This is a genomic window from Mesorhizobium sp. M1328, from assembly GCF_040318075.1.
GTDB lineage: Bacteria > Pseudomonadota > Alphaproteobacteria > Rhizobiales > Rhizobiaceae > Mesorhizobium.
In genome coordinates, this window is the sequence record NZ_JAMYLO010000012.1 from 91028 (window position 1) to 105429 (window position 14402).

The window sequence follows — 14402 nt, forward strand, 5'->3', positions numbered from 1 at the left end:
CCGGATACGCCTAGTTTTTGCGGCGGTCGAAGAACGGAGTCTCAAAGTGATACGTGGCGAAAACGGCATTGCCTTCTCGATGCCCGGCGGCGACGTGTCGGGGACAGCCGGGGCGCGGCCGATCGACCTGGCGCATCTTGCGCGCCAGACGATGGGCGATCGGAGCCTCGAGCAGGAGGTGTTGGCTCTGTTCGTGCAGCAGGCGCTGTCGGTGCGCGACAAGATCGTCGATGCGGATGTCAGGCAGCGGCTGCTATTGGCACACGGGCTCAAAGGCTCGGCGCGCGGGGTCGGCGCCTTCGCCATTGCCGATTGCGCCAGTGCGATCGAATGCCGGCCCGAAGACGCCAGCACGCTGAAGCGGCTTGGCTCGCTGATCGAAGAAGTACGCGACTTCGTCGCCGCCATCAGCCGATAGAACTTATTCCCAAAACGCCACGCAGCGGCGCTTTCGCGCCGCAGTTGACTTGTCCGGCAGAGTGATTATGTCGGCTCAGACTCCCTTCAGGTGACAAATGACCAAGCTGACCTTCATCGCCCATGACGGCACGCATTTTGACGTGGATGCCGAAAACGGCTCGACCGTCATGGAAAATGCGATCCGCAATGCGGTGCCGGGAATAGAAGCGGAATGCGGCGGCGCCTGCGCCTGCGCGACCTGCCATGTTTATGTCGACGAAGCCTGGACGGCGGAGGTCGGCGAGCCGGAAGCCATGGAAGAGGACATGCTGGATTTCGCCTACGAGGTCCAGCCGAACTCACGGCTGTCATGTCAGATCAAGGTGCGCGACGCCCTCGACGGGCTGGTCGTGCGCGTGCCGGCTCGCCAGGGCTGACGCCGATTTTTGCCGCTGCCGCTTGGCAGCGGGCCAATGGTCATGCAGTGTCGCGCCGTTTTCCCATAAAGGCGCATGCTTCATGACAGCTCTCACCAAGACGGACGTACTCATTGTCGGGGCAGGGCCTGTCGGCCTGTTTGCCGTATTCGAGCTCGGCCTCTTCGACATGAAGTGCCATCTGATCGACATACTCGACCGGCCCGGCGGGCAGTGCGCCGAACTCTATCCGGAAAAGCCGATCTACGACATTCCGGGTTGGCCCTCGATCTCGGCGCAAGGTCTGGTCGACAAGCTGCTTGAGCAGATCGCGCCGTTCAAGCCCGAATTCACCTATAGCCGCATGGTTTCGAGCCTGGAAAGACTGGAGGACGGCAGTTTCCGCGTCACTTCCGACGAAAACGAGGTGTTCGAAGCCAAAATAGTAGTGATCGCCGCCGGCGGCGGCTCTTTCCAGCCGAAGCGGCCGCCGATTCCGGGCATCGAACCCTATGAAGGCAAGAGCGTGTTCTACTCGGTGCGCCGGATGGAGGACTTTCGCGGTCATGACCTCGTCATCGTCGGCGGCGGCGATTCGGCGGTCGACTGGACGCTGAATCTGCAGCCGGTGGCCAAGAGCGTGACGCTGGTGCACCGGCGGCCCGAATTCCGGGCAGCGCCCGACAGCGTCAACAAGATGTATGCCATGCAGGAGATGAAGGAGCTGGAATTCCAGGTTGGACAGGTGACTGGCCTGACCGGCAACGACGGCCAACTCGCCTCCGCCATCATCAAGGGGCCGGAGGGCGATATCGAAGTGCCGTGTACGCGGATGCTGCCGTTCTTCGGCCTGACGATGAAGCTCGGCCCAATCGCCGAATGGGGCCTCAATCTCCACGAGAACCTGATCCCGGTCGACACCGAAAAATTCCAGACGTCGGTGCCCGGCATCTTCGCCGTCGGCGACATCAACTGGTATCCCGGCAAGTTGAAGCTGATCCTGTCGGGCTTCCATGAGGTCGCTCTAATGGCGCAAGCAGCCAAGCGCATCGTCAGCCCCGGCGAGCGCATTGTATTCCAGTATACGACCTCGTCGACCAGTCTGCACAAGAAGCTCGGCGTGGTCGACTGAACCTCACTATACGCTCGTCGGGCCGGTCTACTCCGCCAAGGCTGGGGCCACAGCCTCGGCATGGCCGCGAAGCGTTTTTTCCGGCATCAGCCAGAGCGTGATGAACGACAGCAGCAAGGTCGCGGCCGCGGCAAGAAAGATCATCACGAACGGTATGGCGGAGGCGATATGGCCGGCCGGCTGCGTGCCTTCGCTGGCCAGCGGCAGCCCGTAACCAAGGGCGACGGCACCAAGCATGGCGACGCCAAGCGCGCTGCCCAGCGAGCGCAGGAAGGTGAGCACGCCGGTCGCTACGCCAAGGTGCATGCGATCGACGGCGTTCTGGACCGAGACGGTGGCAACGGGAAAGGTCGTGCCTGTGCCCAGCCCTATGCAGGTCGTCAACACCTCGACAAGCAATAGCGAGGCATTCCCGGCGATCAGGCTGAGCACGCCGAGGCACAGGATCGAGAAAACGGTGCCGATCATGGCAATGCGCTTATAGTGGAAAAAGCGCGGGATCATTCGCGCGCTGAACGTCGCACCGGCCACCGTGCCGAGCATCAGCCCAAGCAACGCGGTGCCCGATTCGCTGACTGACAGGCCGACGACCGATTGCAGGTAGACCGGCAGATAGACCGACAAGCCGACATTGGCGGCCTGCAGCAGGAACATCGACAACGTGCCGGCGAGAACGATCGGATTGCCGAGCACTTCGAGCGAGATCAGCGGTTCGGCCGCGCGCATCAGCCGCAGCGCGAACGCGCTCCAGAACACCGCCGAGCAGGCGAGCAGCCCAAGGATTTCAGGTGACAGCCACGGATACTCGCTGCCGCCCCAGTTCAAGGCAAGCAGCAGCAGCGAGGTGGCCGCGACCAGAAGCAGCGCGCCGAGGCCGTCGATGCGGTGATGCTTTGCGGCGATCGGCAGCTTCTTGAGCGGGTTGTTGATGATCGCCATCGCCAGCAGCCCGAGCGGAATGTTGATCCAGAAGATCAGCGACCAATGCAGATGTTCGGCGAAGGTGCCGCCGAGCAGCGGCCCGGCGATGCTGGCGACAGCCCAGGTGCCCGAGATCCAGGCGGCGTAGCGAGCCCGCTCGCGCGGCGGCACGAGGTCGCCGATCACGGTCTGCGTCAGGGCGAAAAGACCGCCGCCACCGGCGCCCTGGATCGCCCGGCCGACAACCAGGACCAGCATGTTGGGCGCCGTGGCGCTAACCAGCGACCCGGCGAGAAAGATCAGGATTGCCGCATAGACGGTCGGCCGGCGGCCATAGATGTCGGAGATCTTGCCGTAGAGCGGCGCCACGGCGGTCGCGGTCAGCAGATAGCCGGTCACGATCCACGGCAGATATTCGGCATGCCCGAGCAGACGTGCCATCGTCGGCATCGCCGGCGCAACGATGGTCTGGTCGAGCGCCGCCAGCAGCATCGACAAAAGCACGCCGCCGATAATGGCGTTTTTCTCGGTTTCGGTCAGCGGCGTGCTGGTTTCCACCATCGCTTGCTTGTCAATAGCCTGGTCCATATCCATTCATCCATTACACTTGCATGCACGTCCGGGACGGCTGGAGTGCGTCGAGTGTGCAGATTGGCCCGTGTACTCGTGCCTTTGGGACTGAGCCTTGCGAACTTGACATATGTCGTTCGCTATAGGCCGATTTCGACAGCGGCTCGAAAGTTTTTCGAAGCTGGCACCATGCTTCGGCAAAATTGGCTTTGTTCCAAATTGGCTTTGTCCAACGACGCGGAGTTCAGCCGGGAGCGAGCCGGCCGTTCTCAATGCGCTCGATGCGATAGTGCAAGAGCCGCAGGATACGGCTTTGGAAATTGACGCTTTCGACACGATCGAAGCGCATCTGCTCCTGGTCGTGCTTGGCAAGCATGACCGCTGTAATTTTCGCGGCCTTGGCCTTGGCCAGTTCGCAGGTCTTTTCCGGGTAGCTTGCCTTCAGGGCGTCTTCGAGTTCGCGGCCATGGTTCTTGGCAATCTCGACGTGGCGCTCCTCATGGCGCTTGATGTCGGCGGATAACGTATCCCAGAACAGCCTGACGCCGGCATCGGCTTTGCGCGGACGGCGCCACTGCGGAAGGATCACCTTGACCTTGACGGTGACGACAGCGTCGGCAATCCAGCACGAGCCCGGGTTTTGCGCATAGCTGACGCGGGTGGTGAACGCCATCTGGGTAGCGCCTGGATGCCGCGACCCGGTGCTTTTCACCTGAGGCCCGAGTCTCGACAGCTGGCTCTCGATGTCGTCGAGCGTCCTGCCGCCGATCGGGAAATAACTATATGTCTTGACGAGAGTTGCAGCGCCGGCCGGGAATGCGGTCAGCGCGAACATCAGCGCGCAGAGGAGGGATCGTTTCATCGTGTTGCCTCTTTCCCCACCTTGCTTTACCGCCGTCCTCGGCGCAACGGAATTGATCCCCGGCCACGCCGCGGGATCGAACATGGTTGATGGGCAATGATGACAGGGCGATGGCAGCTGGCGCATGGGCGCCATCTCGACCTTGGCAGTAAGGCCGTGGTCGTCGGCATCCTCAACGTCACGCCGGACAGTTTTTCCGACGGCGGCCTGTTCGATGTGCCGGAAAAAGCGGCGGCCCAGGCGCGCCGCATGGTGGAGGAGGGGGCCTCCGTCATCGACATCGGCGGAGAATCGACACGTCCCGGGGCGTCTGGGGTCTCCGCAAAGGAAGAGCAGGCCCGCATATTGCCGGTCATCGAGGCGCTCGCGACGTCTGGCGGAATGCTGATCTCGGTCGATACCTATCGCGAGGATACGGCCCGGCTTGCCGTCCAAGCCGGCGCACATATCGTCAATGACGTCTGGGGCCTGCAGCGCGAACCGGGCATTGCCCGCGTCGCGGCCGAAACAGGCGCTGGGCTTGTCGTCATGCACACGGGACGGGACCGGCAGAAACTGCCCGACGTGATTGCCGATCAGCTCTTCTTCCTCAGAAAGTCGCTGGAAATCGCGCGGAGGAGCGGTGTTGCCGACGATCATATCGTGCTCGATCCGGGCTTCGGCTTCGCCAAGGAGACGGCCGCGGAAAATCTTGACCTGATGGCACGGTTTTCCGAGCTTCGTGCGCTGGGTTTTCCACTGATGGCCGGCACATCGCGAAAGCGCTTTATCGGCACCGTCACCGGCCGCGACGCGGCCGCAAGGGCCGCCGGAACCGCGGCCACCAGCGTAATCCTGAGGCTCAAAGGCGCGCATCTTTTTCGCGTACACGATGTCGCAATCAACGTGGACGCGTTGGCCATCGCCGATGCTATGCTGGCACGTGAGATCGGGGAAAGCTGAGCCATGTATGTCATCCGCATGAAGAACTGCGCCTTCTTTGCCCGGCATGGTGTGCTGGACGAAGAAGAGACGCTCGGCCAGCGCTTTTATGTCGATGCGGCACTCACGGTGGATCCCGGGCGGGCACTGGTCGAGGATTCCATCGAGGACACCGTCAATTACGGCATCGCCTTTGCAGTCATCGAAAAGATCATTACCGGCGAGCGGCGCTTTCTGATCGAAGCGCTGGCGCTCGAAGTGGCGAGGGCGCTGACGGCGCGGTTCCCGCAGATCAAAAAGGCCGAGATCACGGTGCGCAAGCCGAACGCCCCGGTGCCGGGTGTGCTCGATCATGTCGAGGTGACCGTTGTCTGGCCAGAATAATACCGTCTATCTCAGCCTTGGCGGCAATCTCGGTGATCCGGCAAAGTCGATGGCTGCGGCACTGGGCATTCTGGATGCCGACGAGAGCACGCGCGTCATTGCCGTTTCGTCGCTCTACCGCACGCCGCCCTGGGGCAAGCTCGATCAGCCGGATTTCCTCAACGCGGCGGCCGAAATCTCGACCGCGCTCGCGCCGCGGGCTTTGCTCGACCTTTGCCTCGACGCCGAGCGAAAACTGAAGCGGGTGCGCGAGGAGCGCTGGGGTCCACGCCTGATCGATATCGACATTCTGGTGTTCGGCGACCGCATCATCCACGAGACCGGACTGGAGGTGCCGCATCCGCGCATGCTGGAGCGCGCCTTCGTGCTGGCGCCGCTGGCAGAAATTGCGCCAGAGCTTGTGGTCGACGGCAAGAGCGTGTCGGAGCGGCTGGCCGCCGTCGACACGTCGGGCATTGAACGGCTACCGTCGGGCCAGGATTGGTGGAAGACCTGACGCTGCCGCCATCGGTGCCTGAATCAGCCGGAAAACCCACCTCCGTCGAGGAACATTTGTTCGTCTGGTGTCGTCTCGCGGCCAAGCATCCTGTTTCGATGCGGAAAGCGGCCGAAGCGCTGGATGATGTCGCGATGCTCGATCGCATATTTCAGGTAGGAGGGGGCTTTGGCGGCGGTAAGCTCCATCGATCTGAGCTGATCGGCGAGGTCCTCCGAATGCTCATAGGGCAAATAAAGAAAGACGCGGAGGTTTTCGTCGAGCGCCAGGTCATGGCCGGCGGCGATCGCTTTCCGGGCGAAATGCCGCGCCAGCGGGTCCGTGGCGTACATGTGGCCGGTGCCGCGAAAGCAGTTTCGCGGAAACTGGTCGAGCAGGATCATCAGTGCCAGCGACCCTTCGGCGTGTTCAGACCAGCCGTCGCATTCGCAGCGCGCGGCGGCGAAGTGCAGATCGAAAAACCGGGTGCGGAAGTCGGTATCAAAGGCGTCGTTCTTCTCGAACCACGCGTCCTCCCCCGCGTCGCGCCAGAATCCGGCGACGGAGAGAGCGCGCTCGTCCAGTTCGTTCATCATTCGCGTCGTTCCAAGGTTTAATCGGCCGGTTCGGATTTCTGCAGCACGCCGGCGGTCTCTTCGTTGAGCGCCTGGCCCGCGCGCCGTGGCGTGCTGAGCGGCGTCGGGATGGGCGTGCCGATATTGCCTTTGAGGAAACGCCGCCCGGCGCGAATGCCTTCGGCCTGTTGAAGTTCGAAACGGGCAGCATCGCGGCGGCGGACGTCCTCGACTACCTCGGCGACCTCTTCCGGGTCGACGCCGAGGGCTTCCAGGGTCGAGCCGCCGAAGACAAGCGCCGATTCGAACGTCTCGCGGAGCTGATAGTCGACGCCGGCACGAATGAGCTGCAACGCCGTGCCGCGGTCGAAGGCCCGTGCCAGCACTGTCAGCAAGGGAAACTCCGCCTTGATCAGTTCCGCGATGCGCACGGCGGCATCGGGCTTGTCGACACAGATCAACACGGCGCGTGCCCGCCCGGCTCCCGCGGCCCGCAGGATGTCCAGCCGCGTGCCATCGCCATAATAGACCTTGAAGCCGAAATCGGCTGCCGCCTGGATCATTTCGACCTCATTGTCGATGATCGATACGTCGATCCCGCGCAACAAAAGCGGCTGGCTGGCGATCTGGCCGAACCGGCCAAAGCCGATGATCAGCACGCTGCCGGTCAGGCCGTTGGCGACATCGACGCCCTCGAGCGACTGCTCGTCGCGCGGCGTCAGATACCGCAGGGCTATGATTGCCAACGGCGTCAGCACCATGGAAATGATGACGATGGCGGTCAGCATCGCATTGGCCTGGCTATCGATGATGCCCACCGCCGCCGCTGCGGAATAGAGGACGAAGGCGAATTCGCCGCCTTGCGCCATGAAGACCGCGCGTTCGAGCGCTTCCCGGTGGCCGGTTTTGAGGACGCGGGCAACGATATAGATGCCGATCGCCTTCATCAGCATGTAGGCGACGACATAAATGGCAATGAGCTGCCAGTTGACGACGACCACATGCAGGTCGAGCGACATGCCGACGGCGAGGAAGAACAGCCCGAGCAAAATGCCGCGGAACGGTTCGATGTCGGCCTCCAGCTGGTGGCGGAAGGTCGATTCCGACAAAAGCACGCCGGCCAGGAAGGCGCCCATTGCCATCGACAGGCCGGAAAGCTGCATGGCAAGCGCTGACCCGAGAACGACCAGGAGGGCGGCAGCGGTCATCACCTCACGGGCGCGCGCATCCGCCAGGATACGAAAGAACGGATTGAGCAGATAGCGCCCGGCAAGCACCAGCCCGACGATCGCGGCAAGGCCGATGCCGACCTCCGTCAACCGATCCGACAGGCTCATATCGGCGCCGCCCGGCGCGAGGAAGGCGATCAGCGCCAGCAGCGGCACGATGGCCAGGTCTTCCAAAAGCAGGACCGAAACGATGCGCTGGCCCTTGGGCGTGGCCAGTTCGCCGCGTTCTTCCAGCAATTGGATGACGATGGCCGTCGAGGTGAGCACGAAACCGGCGCCGGCGACGAAGGATTGCGCGATCGGAAAACCTCCCGCCAGCCCGACGCCGGTCAGTAGGACCGCGCAGACGCCGACCTGCAGCGCGCCAAGCCCGAAAATCTCGCGGCGCAGGCCCCATAGCCGTGACGGCTGCATTTCCAGCCCGATGATGAACAGGAACATGACGACGCCGAGTTCGGCGACATGAAGAATGGCTTCCGATTCGGAAAAAATGCGCAGTCCGAACGGGCCGATCACGACACCGGCCGCCAAATAGCCGAGGATGGAGCCGAGTCCCATGCGCCTGAAGATCGGTACCGCAACGACGCCGGCGGCAAGCAGCGCCACCACCTGAATCAGATCGCCGTTGGATGCCTCTGCCGCCATGCCTGCCGTTCCGCTCTCTTGGGAGTCAAGCGGCCAAGATAGGGGCTTCGGGGCGGATCGAACAGTGCGAATGCGGCGCATTGTGAAGGCGATATTGCAGGCGCACTGCACAGGATAATGGGGTGCCTGGCGTTGCTTGTTCCAGCGATCCGGCGCTAAGGACGCCCGGCTTCGGCCAGTGGAGGGTGAGCGACGATCAAGTCGCAGCCCTTTTTGAGGAGATGACTGACATGAAGACGTTTTTGCTGGTTGCCGTTGGCATCGCGGCGCTTGCCGGCTCGGCCTGTTCGAAGGCACCCGAGTGCACGACCGAGATACTGACCAAGAAGGCTCAGGACATGACTGCGGCACTTCAGGCTGCGATTACCAAGGATCCAGCCAAGGCAGCCGACCTCGGGGCCAAGGTCCAGGCGGTCACAACCAAATATCAGGGCGGTACGACAGCGGCCGAGGCCTGCAAGGCCTATGACGAGGTGATTGCCGCGATCAAGGGCTGAGCACTTAATTGCAAATCAAAAGAGGGCGGCGCCGTCTGGCCGCCGCCTTTCTCACGCTAAAAGTCAGTTCGGAGTTACGGAGCCGACCTCGACTGCATCGATCCGCTTCAACTTCATGCCGATGACCGGTACCAGCTGCTGGTCGACGCGCACGGCAACGGTCACCGTCATCGAATTGTCGTCGGGGACAAGCGCCTGCATAACGCCGCGCAACTGATTGCGATTTATGGTGAAAACCACCTTGTGCGCATCGACGACATTGCCACCGATAATGTCGAGGCCGGACCCGGCGGCCCCGCCCATAAAGCTGCCCTTGTAGCCCTGCCGGCCCTTGTGTTCGATCGTTGCCGACATCTGCTGGGTGAACATGCCTACCCGGCAGCCGCCGTCGAGCGACATGCCAACCTTGCCGTCAGGCGTCGAGCCGATGAAGCTGCAGGTGAATTTCGTGCCCTTGTATTTGCCGGCAACGATTTCCCCTGGGCCGACCCATTTGCCTTCGACCGATCGAAAGAACTGCTTGTCCGGTTCCGCCGCCGAGGTCTTTCCGGCAATGCCGACGGTTGCGACAAGCGCGAGCGCCACGGGCAGCCCGCTGGACAGAATAACGCTTTTCATCGACGACACCCGGCAACAAAGAGACTGGTTTGGACGCTTCCGACCATGGACAAGATTGGTTAATGCTTTGTCACCCCAAGGCGATAGTCACGTTCCGGAAGCGGATGTTTCTTTTTCTTTCTTTGCTGCAAAGGAGGTCAGCGCGGAGAGGAAATCGCCCAATCCGGGCCGCCTGACAGCGTAAAAGGGCAGGGGCCTTGCGGTTTCCATCGCTGCAATGCCGATGCGCGCAGTCATCATGCCGTTGACGACGCCTTCGCCGAGCTTGGCCGAGAGCCTGGCGGCAAGGCCGTGGCCAACAATCTGCTGGACGAAACTGTCGCCGACGGCGATCGACCCGGTGACCGCGAGATGGGCGAGAACGCTGCGCGCCAGGCGAAAAAAGCCAAGCGTGCCGGGGCGACCGCCATAGAGCTCCGACAGGCGGCGAATCAGCCGGCCGGCTTCGAACACGACGTAAGCGACGTCGACCAGCGCGCGGGGGCTGACCGCGGTCACCAGGGAGACGCGCTTCGCCGCTTCGAGAATCATCACCCTGGCGCGGGCATCGAGCGGGCCGAGGATCTCGCTCTCGGCCAGCCGCACCAGATTGCCGCCGTCAATGATCTCGCCGCGCAATTCGGCCAGCGAGCGCCTGCCGGCCGCGGTTTCGGGCTTGGCCGCGACAAATGCCGACAACTCGTCGACCACGGCGCGGGCGGCCTTCGGATCGTCACGGGCAATCGCATCGAGCGCCCGCTTTTGCAACTTTTCGACCTCGGCAAGGCGGGCAATCGCCATGAACTCGCGCACGAGGATGATCAGAAGCGCCAGGATGGCGATCGCGGCCATACCGGCAGCCAGCCAGCCCAGCCACTCGGCGCGCTCGAACAGGTCGCGAATCAGCTGGTCGGTCCAGAGGCCGACGGCGAGCGAAACCAGAACGCCCAGCGCGCCAAAGAACAGGCTGCCAAGCAGCGAACGTTTTCGCGGCGCAATCGCCGGCGGCGGTTCGGCAGCGACGATGTCAGGCTCGTCGAAGACGTCGATCTCCGCCGGTGTGACCACGGCTAGATCCGCCTTCAGAGTACGCGGCTTTCGCGCCGGCGCGGCCTCGGACGCAGCATGGCGAGCCGTCGAATCTTCCTTTTGCTGGGGCTCCGGCTCGATGCGAAAGGCCGCCGGTCTGCGGGGCACACTCATGCGAGATGATCTCCGATCAGGAACTGCAGCGCGCGGTCGAGCCTGATATGCGGCAGCGACAGTGTCACGCCCTCGGCCGTGCGCTCGAGTTTCGGCGGGCGAAAGCGCACGAAGCGGATCGCGGGGTCGTCATTTTTCTGCCGGCGGGCCGATTCGGAAACGTCGAACACCGCATCAACTTTCTCCGGCAAATCTCCGGGAAATATGGCTGTTTCGGTCTTTCCGTCAAAGGTTTCGCCATTGATTTTTTCGCCACGCAATGGCGTGCCGATAATGACCGGCAAAGTCTCGCGGCCCTGCTTGACCGTGCCTTCACGGGTCGCGCGCATGGCCGCCAAGGCCACGACGTCGACGTCGGCGCCGGTGAAATTCGCTCGCGCCACGGCGCGGTCGGCTAGCCGCCGCACGATCGCCTGCAGCCGGTCGTGGCTTTCGTGGTGCAGATGGTCGGCCTTGGTCGCGGCCACCAATATGCGGTCGATGCGTCTTGAAAACAGGTCGGTCAGGAAGTTGCCCCGGCCGGGGCGGAAACAGGACAGGATTTCGGTGACCGCACGTTCCAGATCGGCCATCGCGCCGGGGCCGGCATTCAATGCCTGCAATGCGTCGATGAGCACGATCTGGCGGTCGAGACGCGTGATGTGTTCGCGAAAGAACGGTTTGACGACATGCGTCTTGTAAGCCTCGTAGCGCCGCTCCATCATCGCCTGCAGCGATCCCGAGCGGGCGCGCCGGCCGTCCAGATTCGGCAGCGGCGCGAAGGTGAGAGCGGGCGAGCCTTCAAGATCGCCGGGCATCAGGAAGCGGCCGGGCGGCAAGGTCGAAAGCGCCCGCTCGTCGAGCTTGCAGGCCTTGAGATAGGCGGCGAAGCTCTCGGCGAGACGGCGCGCCGTCATCTCGTCGGCCTCGGCGTTCGGGTCGACCGGATTGGAGAGCGCCCGCCATTCCCGCGAAAGATCGACACGCACCGGCAACACGGCCATCTCGAAGGCCTCACGCGAAAAATCGGCGTAGGACTTGCCGAGCAGCGGCAGGTCGAGCAGCCATTCGCCGGGATAGTCGACGATGTCGACCGACAATTTGCCGGCGGAAAACATGCGGGTCCAGCCAGAGGCCGATTCGTATTCGATGGTGAGCCTCAGTTCGGAAATCGCACGCGTCGAATCCGGCCAGACGCGGTCGTCGACAAGAGCCGCAATGTGATCCTCGTACTGGAAGCGTGGTACGGCGTCGTCCGGCTGCTCTTCGAGAAAGGCCCGGGCGACGCGCCCCGATTTTTGTGCCTCAAACAGCGGCAAGCGCCCGCCATGGACCAGATTGTGCACAAGGGCCGAGATGAACACCGTCTTGCCGGCGCGGGACAGCCCAGTCACGCCAAGACGCAGCGACGGAGCGAAAAGCCCGGCAGCGCGGCCTGACAACGTGTCCAAGGCAATCTTCGCCTCGTCGGTGAAAGTCGTCAGCGATGATGCCAAAATCTGTTCTCGCGGGCCGCTCAGGAACCGATATAGGCTTTGATGCGCGGCTTTGAAATGGCCTCAGATATCGGCAGGCGTCAGGAAGGCTTCGAGATAGCCGGCGCCCGGCGCAGACTCGGCAAGACTGCCGTTGAACCGGACCACCGCAAGTGCGGAGGCCGGGAAGCCGTGGTTCAGCATGGCCCGCGCGGTCTCCTCGCCGTCGCCTGAGAGCGCCATGGCGAGATCCTCAATCATCGGATTGTGGCCGATGACGAGCAGGGCATCCAGCCCGCCATTCTGCCGGATGGCGGCGAGGTACGCGGCGGCATCGTCGCTGTAGAGCGTGTCAAGGAACAGCACCCGGCCCGTGTCGGTGTGGCCAGCCAAGCTTTCCAGCGTCTGGCGGGCGCGCCTGGCGCTTGAGCAAAGGGTGAGGCCCGGTACGTATTTGCGGGAACGCATCAGCACGCCCATCGCTTCGGCGTCGGCGAAGCCGGATGCGTCGAGCGGGCGGTCGAAGTCAGCCACGCCAGGCAGCGCCCAGCCGGCCTTCGCATGCCTCAGCAGGTAAAGTCTGGTCACCGGATCCCCGTTGTGCCGGGCACCGAACCCGTCAACACGCCGCAGGATTTGCCATCAGAAGAGCTCCGTGCGCAATGGCAAGCGCCCCTCAAGCATAGCGAATCATGTACGGATTCGGTCGTATTCTTCGCAAAAGGGCATCGCAGATGCTGGTTTGTCCGGGACTAACAATTGCGTGAAACTGTCGTCGATTGATCTTGTGCAGTTTTCGGTCCGCGAATATATAGGCGCCAAATTTGGGGCTTGTTGGGTGAGTCGAATGAACGACATCGTTACCGCCGATTACGTACCCTCCGAAGACGAGCCGTTCATGAACGAGCGGCAGAAATCCTACTTTCGCATGAAGCTCGTCACCTGGAAGAACGACATCTTGCGCGAAGCGCGCGAAACTCTCGAAATCCTGCAGCAGGAAAACGCTAACCACCCCGACCTCGCCGATCGCGCCTCCTCGGAAACCGACCGCGCCATCGAACTTCGCGCCCGCGATCGCCAGCGAAAACTCATCTCGAAGATCGATTCCGCCCTCCAGCGCCTTGACGAAGGCACTTACGGTTATTGCGAGGAGACGGGCGAGCCGATCGCGCTGAAGCGGCTCGACGCGCGCCCGATCGCCACGTTGTCGATCGAGGCGCAGGAGCGCCATGAGCGGCGCGAGAAGGTCTACCGCGACGACTGAGTCGGCGGGAAAAGCAGCGGCATCGGTAAAGCGTTCAAAATGGCCGGTTTTCCGGCCATTTTCATTGGCCGTTCGCTATCGGCCTATCTTTTCTGATTGGACAACTCGCCGAGGAGCTTCGTCATCTCGTCGTCGAGAGAGGGCGATGCCTTCGCCACCGGCTTGCTCGGCGTTTGGCTGAAGCGTGGCTCGTCGAGGGAAACCTCCAGCTCCTTCATCAGCGCATCGTCGATCGACTCATGCTGTGCCGGCGGCTCGTATCTTGCCGGGGAGTCCTGTTTTGCCGGCGGCGGCGCATGTCGCGAGGCATTGGCGTTGACGGATCCATAACTTGGCAACGGTGTGACGTTCGATGCCGGTTTCGGCGCCGGTGCCGGCATTGTTGCTGGCATTGTCGCTGTCTGGCGGGCTAGGACAGGGGTTGCGGCCACGCTTGCCGGCTGCGGCGGCGCTTGCCTCGCCGGCGCGGCTGTGGTCGAAGCCGACCTTGCTGCCGGCTGGTGGCTGTTGTCTCCGGTCAATGCCGGGCGCCGCAGCGCCGAGAGCCTGATGTCGCGCTCGACGACGACATCGGTCGGACCACCGATCAAGAGCAGGTGCTCGATGTCGTCGCGACGCACCAGCACTAGCCGCCGGTGACTGTCGACCGCTGTGGCATCCATGACAGCCAGCCGCGTCTTGCGGTTCCTGCCGCCGGCGACGAATGTTCCGAATGTCAGGCTGCGGACAAGCCTGATGATAAGAAGAATGATGAGCAGAAGGACAAGTACTGCAAACGTCCATAGGATTGCTGCGGCATAACCAGGACCCGCCACGCCATCCAGCCATTGCAGCATTGGTTCCCCCAAAATCAGCTTT

Annotated in this window: 17 protein-coding genes; 8 read left to right on the forward strand and 9 right to left on the reverse strand. The window is 62.9% G+C overall.

Features of this window, described 5'->3' with window-relative positions:
* The first annotated feature begins 49 nt into the window (after positions 1-49).
* The 3 genes from NKH23_RS20800 to NKH23_RS20810 all read left to right on the forward strand — a co-directional run bounded on the left by NKH23_RS20800 (position 50) and on the right by NKH23_RS20810 (position 1947).
* Positions 50-418, forward strand: a complete 369-nt coding sequence (locus tag NKH23_RS20800) for an Hpt domain-containing protein (RefSeq protein ID WP_292660938.1) — start codon at positions 50-52, stop codon at positions 416-418.
* Positions 419-515: 97 nt separating this feature from the next.
* Complete coding sequence (locus tag NKH23_RS20805) at positions 516-836, forward strand: 2Fe-2S iron-sulfur cluster-binding protein (RefSeq protein ID WP_023674833.1); 321 nt, start codon at positions 516-518, stop codon at positions 834-836.
* An 82-nt stretch (positions 837-918) separates the two neighbouring features.
* On the forward strand, positions 919-1947 hold the full coding sequence (locus tag NKH23_RS20810) for an NAD(P)/FAD-dependent oxidoreductase (protein WP_353035286.1): 1029 nt from the start codon (positions 919-921) through the stop codon (positions 1945-1947).
* 27 nt (positions 1948-1974) lie between these two features.
* Here the strand turns inward: NKH23_RS20810 and NKH23_RS20815 are convergent, their stop codons facing one another.
* Positions 1975-3456 (reverse strand): MDR family MFS transporter, encoded by a 1482-nt coding sequence (locus tag NKH23_RS20815; protein WP_352720109.1) that lies wholly within the window; start codon positions 3454-3456, stop codon positions 1975-1977.
* Positions 3457-3682: 226 nt separating this feature from the next.
* On the reverse strand, positions 3683-4300 hold the full coding sequence (locus NKH23_RS20820; RefSeq protein WP_352720111.1) for a DUF922 domain-containing Zn-dependent protease: 618 nt from the start codon (positions 4298-4300) through the stop codon (positions 3683-3685).
* A 96-nt stretch (positions 4301-4396) separates the two neighbouring features.
* Between NKH23_RS20820 and folP the strand changes: the two genes are divergently transcribed.
* From folP to folK, 3 genes are read left to right on the forward strand one after another with little or no spacing between them, the layout of a single operon-like run.
* The gene (folP, locus tag NKH23_RS20825) at positions 4397-5242 is read left to right on the forward strand and encodes a dihydropteroate synthase (protein WP_352977154.1); all 846 of its coding nucleotides are present in this window, start codon (positions 4397-4399) and stop codon (positions 5240-5242) included.
* Between the two features lie 3 nt (positions 5243-5245).
* Positions 5246-5605, forward strand: a complete 360-nt coding sequence (gene folB / locus NKH23_RS20830) for a dihydroneopterin aldolase (RefSeq protein WP_023674838.1) — start codon at positions 5246-5248, stop codon at positions 5603-5605.
* Positions 5589-6101: a 2-amino-4-hydroxy-6-hydroxymethyldihydropteridine diphosphokinase gene (folK, locus tag NKH23_RS20835; RefSeq protein ID WP_352720115.1), complete on the forward strand. Its 513-nt coding sequence runs from the start codon at positions 5589-5591 to the stop codon at positions 6099-6101. Before folB ends, folK begins: the two co-directional genes overlap by 17 nt.
* Positions 6102-6124: 23 nt before the next feature.
* Here the strand turns inward: folK and NKH23_RS20840 are convergent, their stop codons facing one another.
* Both NKH23_RS20840 and NKH23_RS20845 read right to left on the reverse strand, forming a co-directional pair.
* Positions 6125-6676 (reverse strand): DUF924 family protein, encoded by a 552-nt coding sequence (locus NKH23_RS20840; RefSeq protein ID WP_502908354.1) that lies wholly within the window; start codon positions 6674-6676, stop codon positions 6125-6127.
* Between the two features lie 17 nt (positions 6677-6693).
* Positions 6694-8529: a monovalent cation:proton antiporter-2 (CPA2) family protein gene (locus NKH23_RS20845; protein ID WP_352914209.1), complete on the reverse strand. Its 1836-nt coding sequence runs from the start codon at positions 8527-8529 to the stop codon at positions 6694-6696.
* Positions 8530-8759: 230 nt separating this feature from the next.
* Here NKH23_RS20845 and NKH23_RS20850 point away from each other — a divergent pair, with 230 nt between their 5' ends.
* Positions 8760-9026: a hypothetical protein gene (locus NKH23_RS20850; protein ID WP_292660884.1), complete on the forward strand. Its 267-nt coding sequence runs from the start codon at positions 8760-8762 to the stop codon at positions 9024-9026.
* Between the two features lie 63 nt (positions 9027-9089).
* Here NKH23_RS20850 and NKH23_RS20855 read toward each other — a convergent pair whose 3' ends face one another.
* The 4 genes from NKH23_RS20855 to NKH23_RS20870 form a co-directional block, all read right to left on the reverse strand.
* Positions 9090-9644: a hypothetical protein gene (locus tag NKH23_RS20855; protein WP_352720119.1), complete on the reverse strand. Its 555-nt coding sequence runs from the start codon at positions 9642-9644 to the stop codon at positions 9090-9092.
* Between the two features lie 87 nt (positions 9645-9731).
* Positions 9732-10826, reverse strand: coding sequence for a YcjF family protein (locus NKH23_RS20860; RefSeq protein ID WP_352720121.1), 1095 nt, complete (start codon positions 10824-10826; stop codon positions 9732-9734).
* Entirely contained in the window at positions 10823-12301 is a 1479-nt protein-coding gene (locus tag NKH23_RS20865) for a YcjX family GTP-binding protein (protein WP_352720123.1), read from the reverse strand. Before NKH23_RS20865 ends, NKH23_RS20860 begins: the two co-directional genes overlap by 4 nt.
* A 63-nt stretch (positions 12302-12364) precedes the next feature.
* Positions 12365-12868: a SixA phosphatase family protein gene (locus NKH23_RS20870; RefSeq protein ID WP_352720124.1), complete on the reverse strand. Its 504-nt coding sequence runs from the start codon at positions 12866-12868 to the stop codon at positions 12365-12367.
* A gap of 259 nt (positions 12869-13127) precedes the next feature.
* Here NKH23_RS20870 and dksA point away from each other — a divergent pair, with 259 nt between their 5' ends.
* Complete coding sequence (gene dksA / locus NKH23_RS20875) at positions 13128-13544, forward strand: RNA polymerase-binding protein DksA (RefSeq protein ID WP_023674847.1); 417 nt, start codon at positions 13128-13130, stop codon at positions 13542-13544.
* An 83-nt stretch (positions 13545-13627) separates the two neighbouring features.
* On the opposite strand, the gene NKH23_RS20880 is transcribed toward dksA, so the two are convergent.
* Positions 13628-14380, reverse strand: a complete 753-nt coding sequence (locus tag NKH23_RS20880; protein WP_352720125.1) for a hypothetical protein — start codon at positions 14378-14380, stop codon at positions 13628-13630.
* Between the last annotated feature and the right edge of the window lie 22 nt (positions 14381-14402).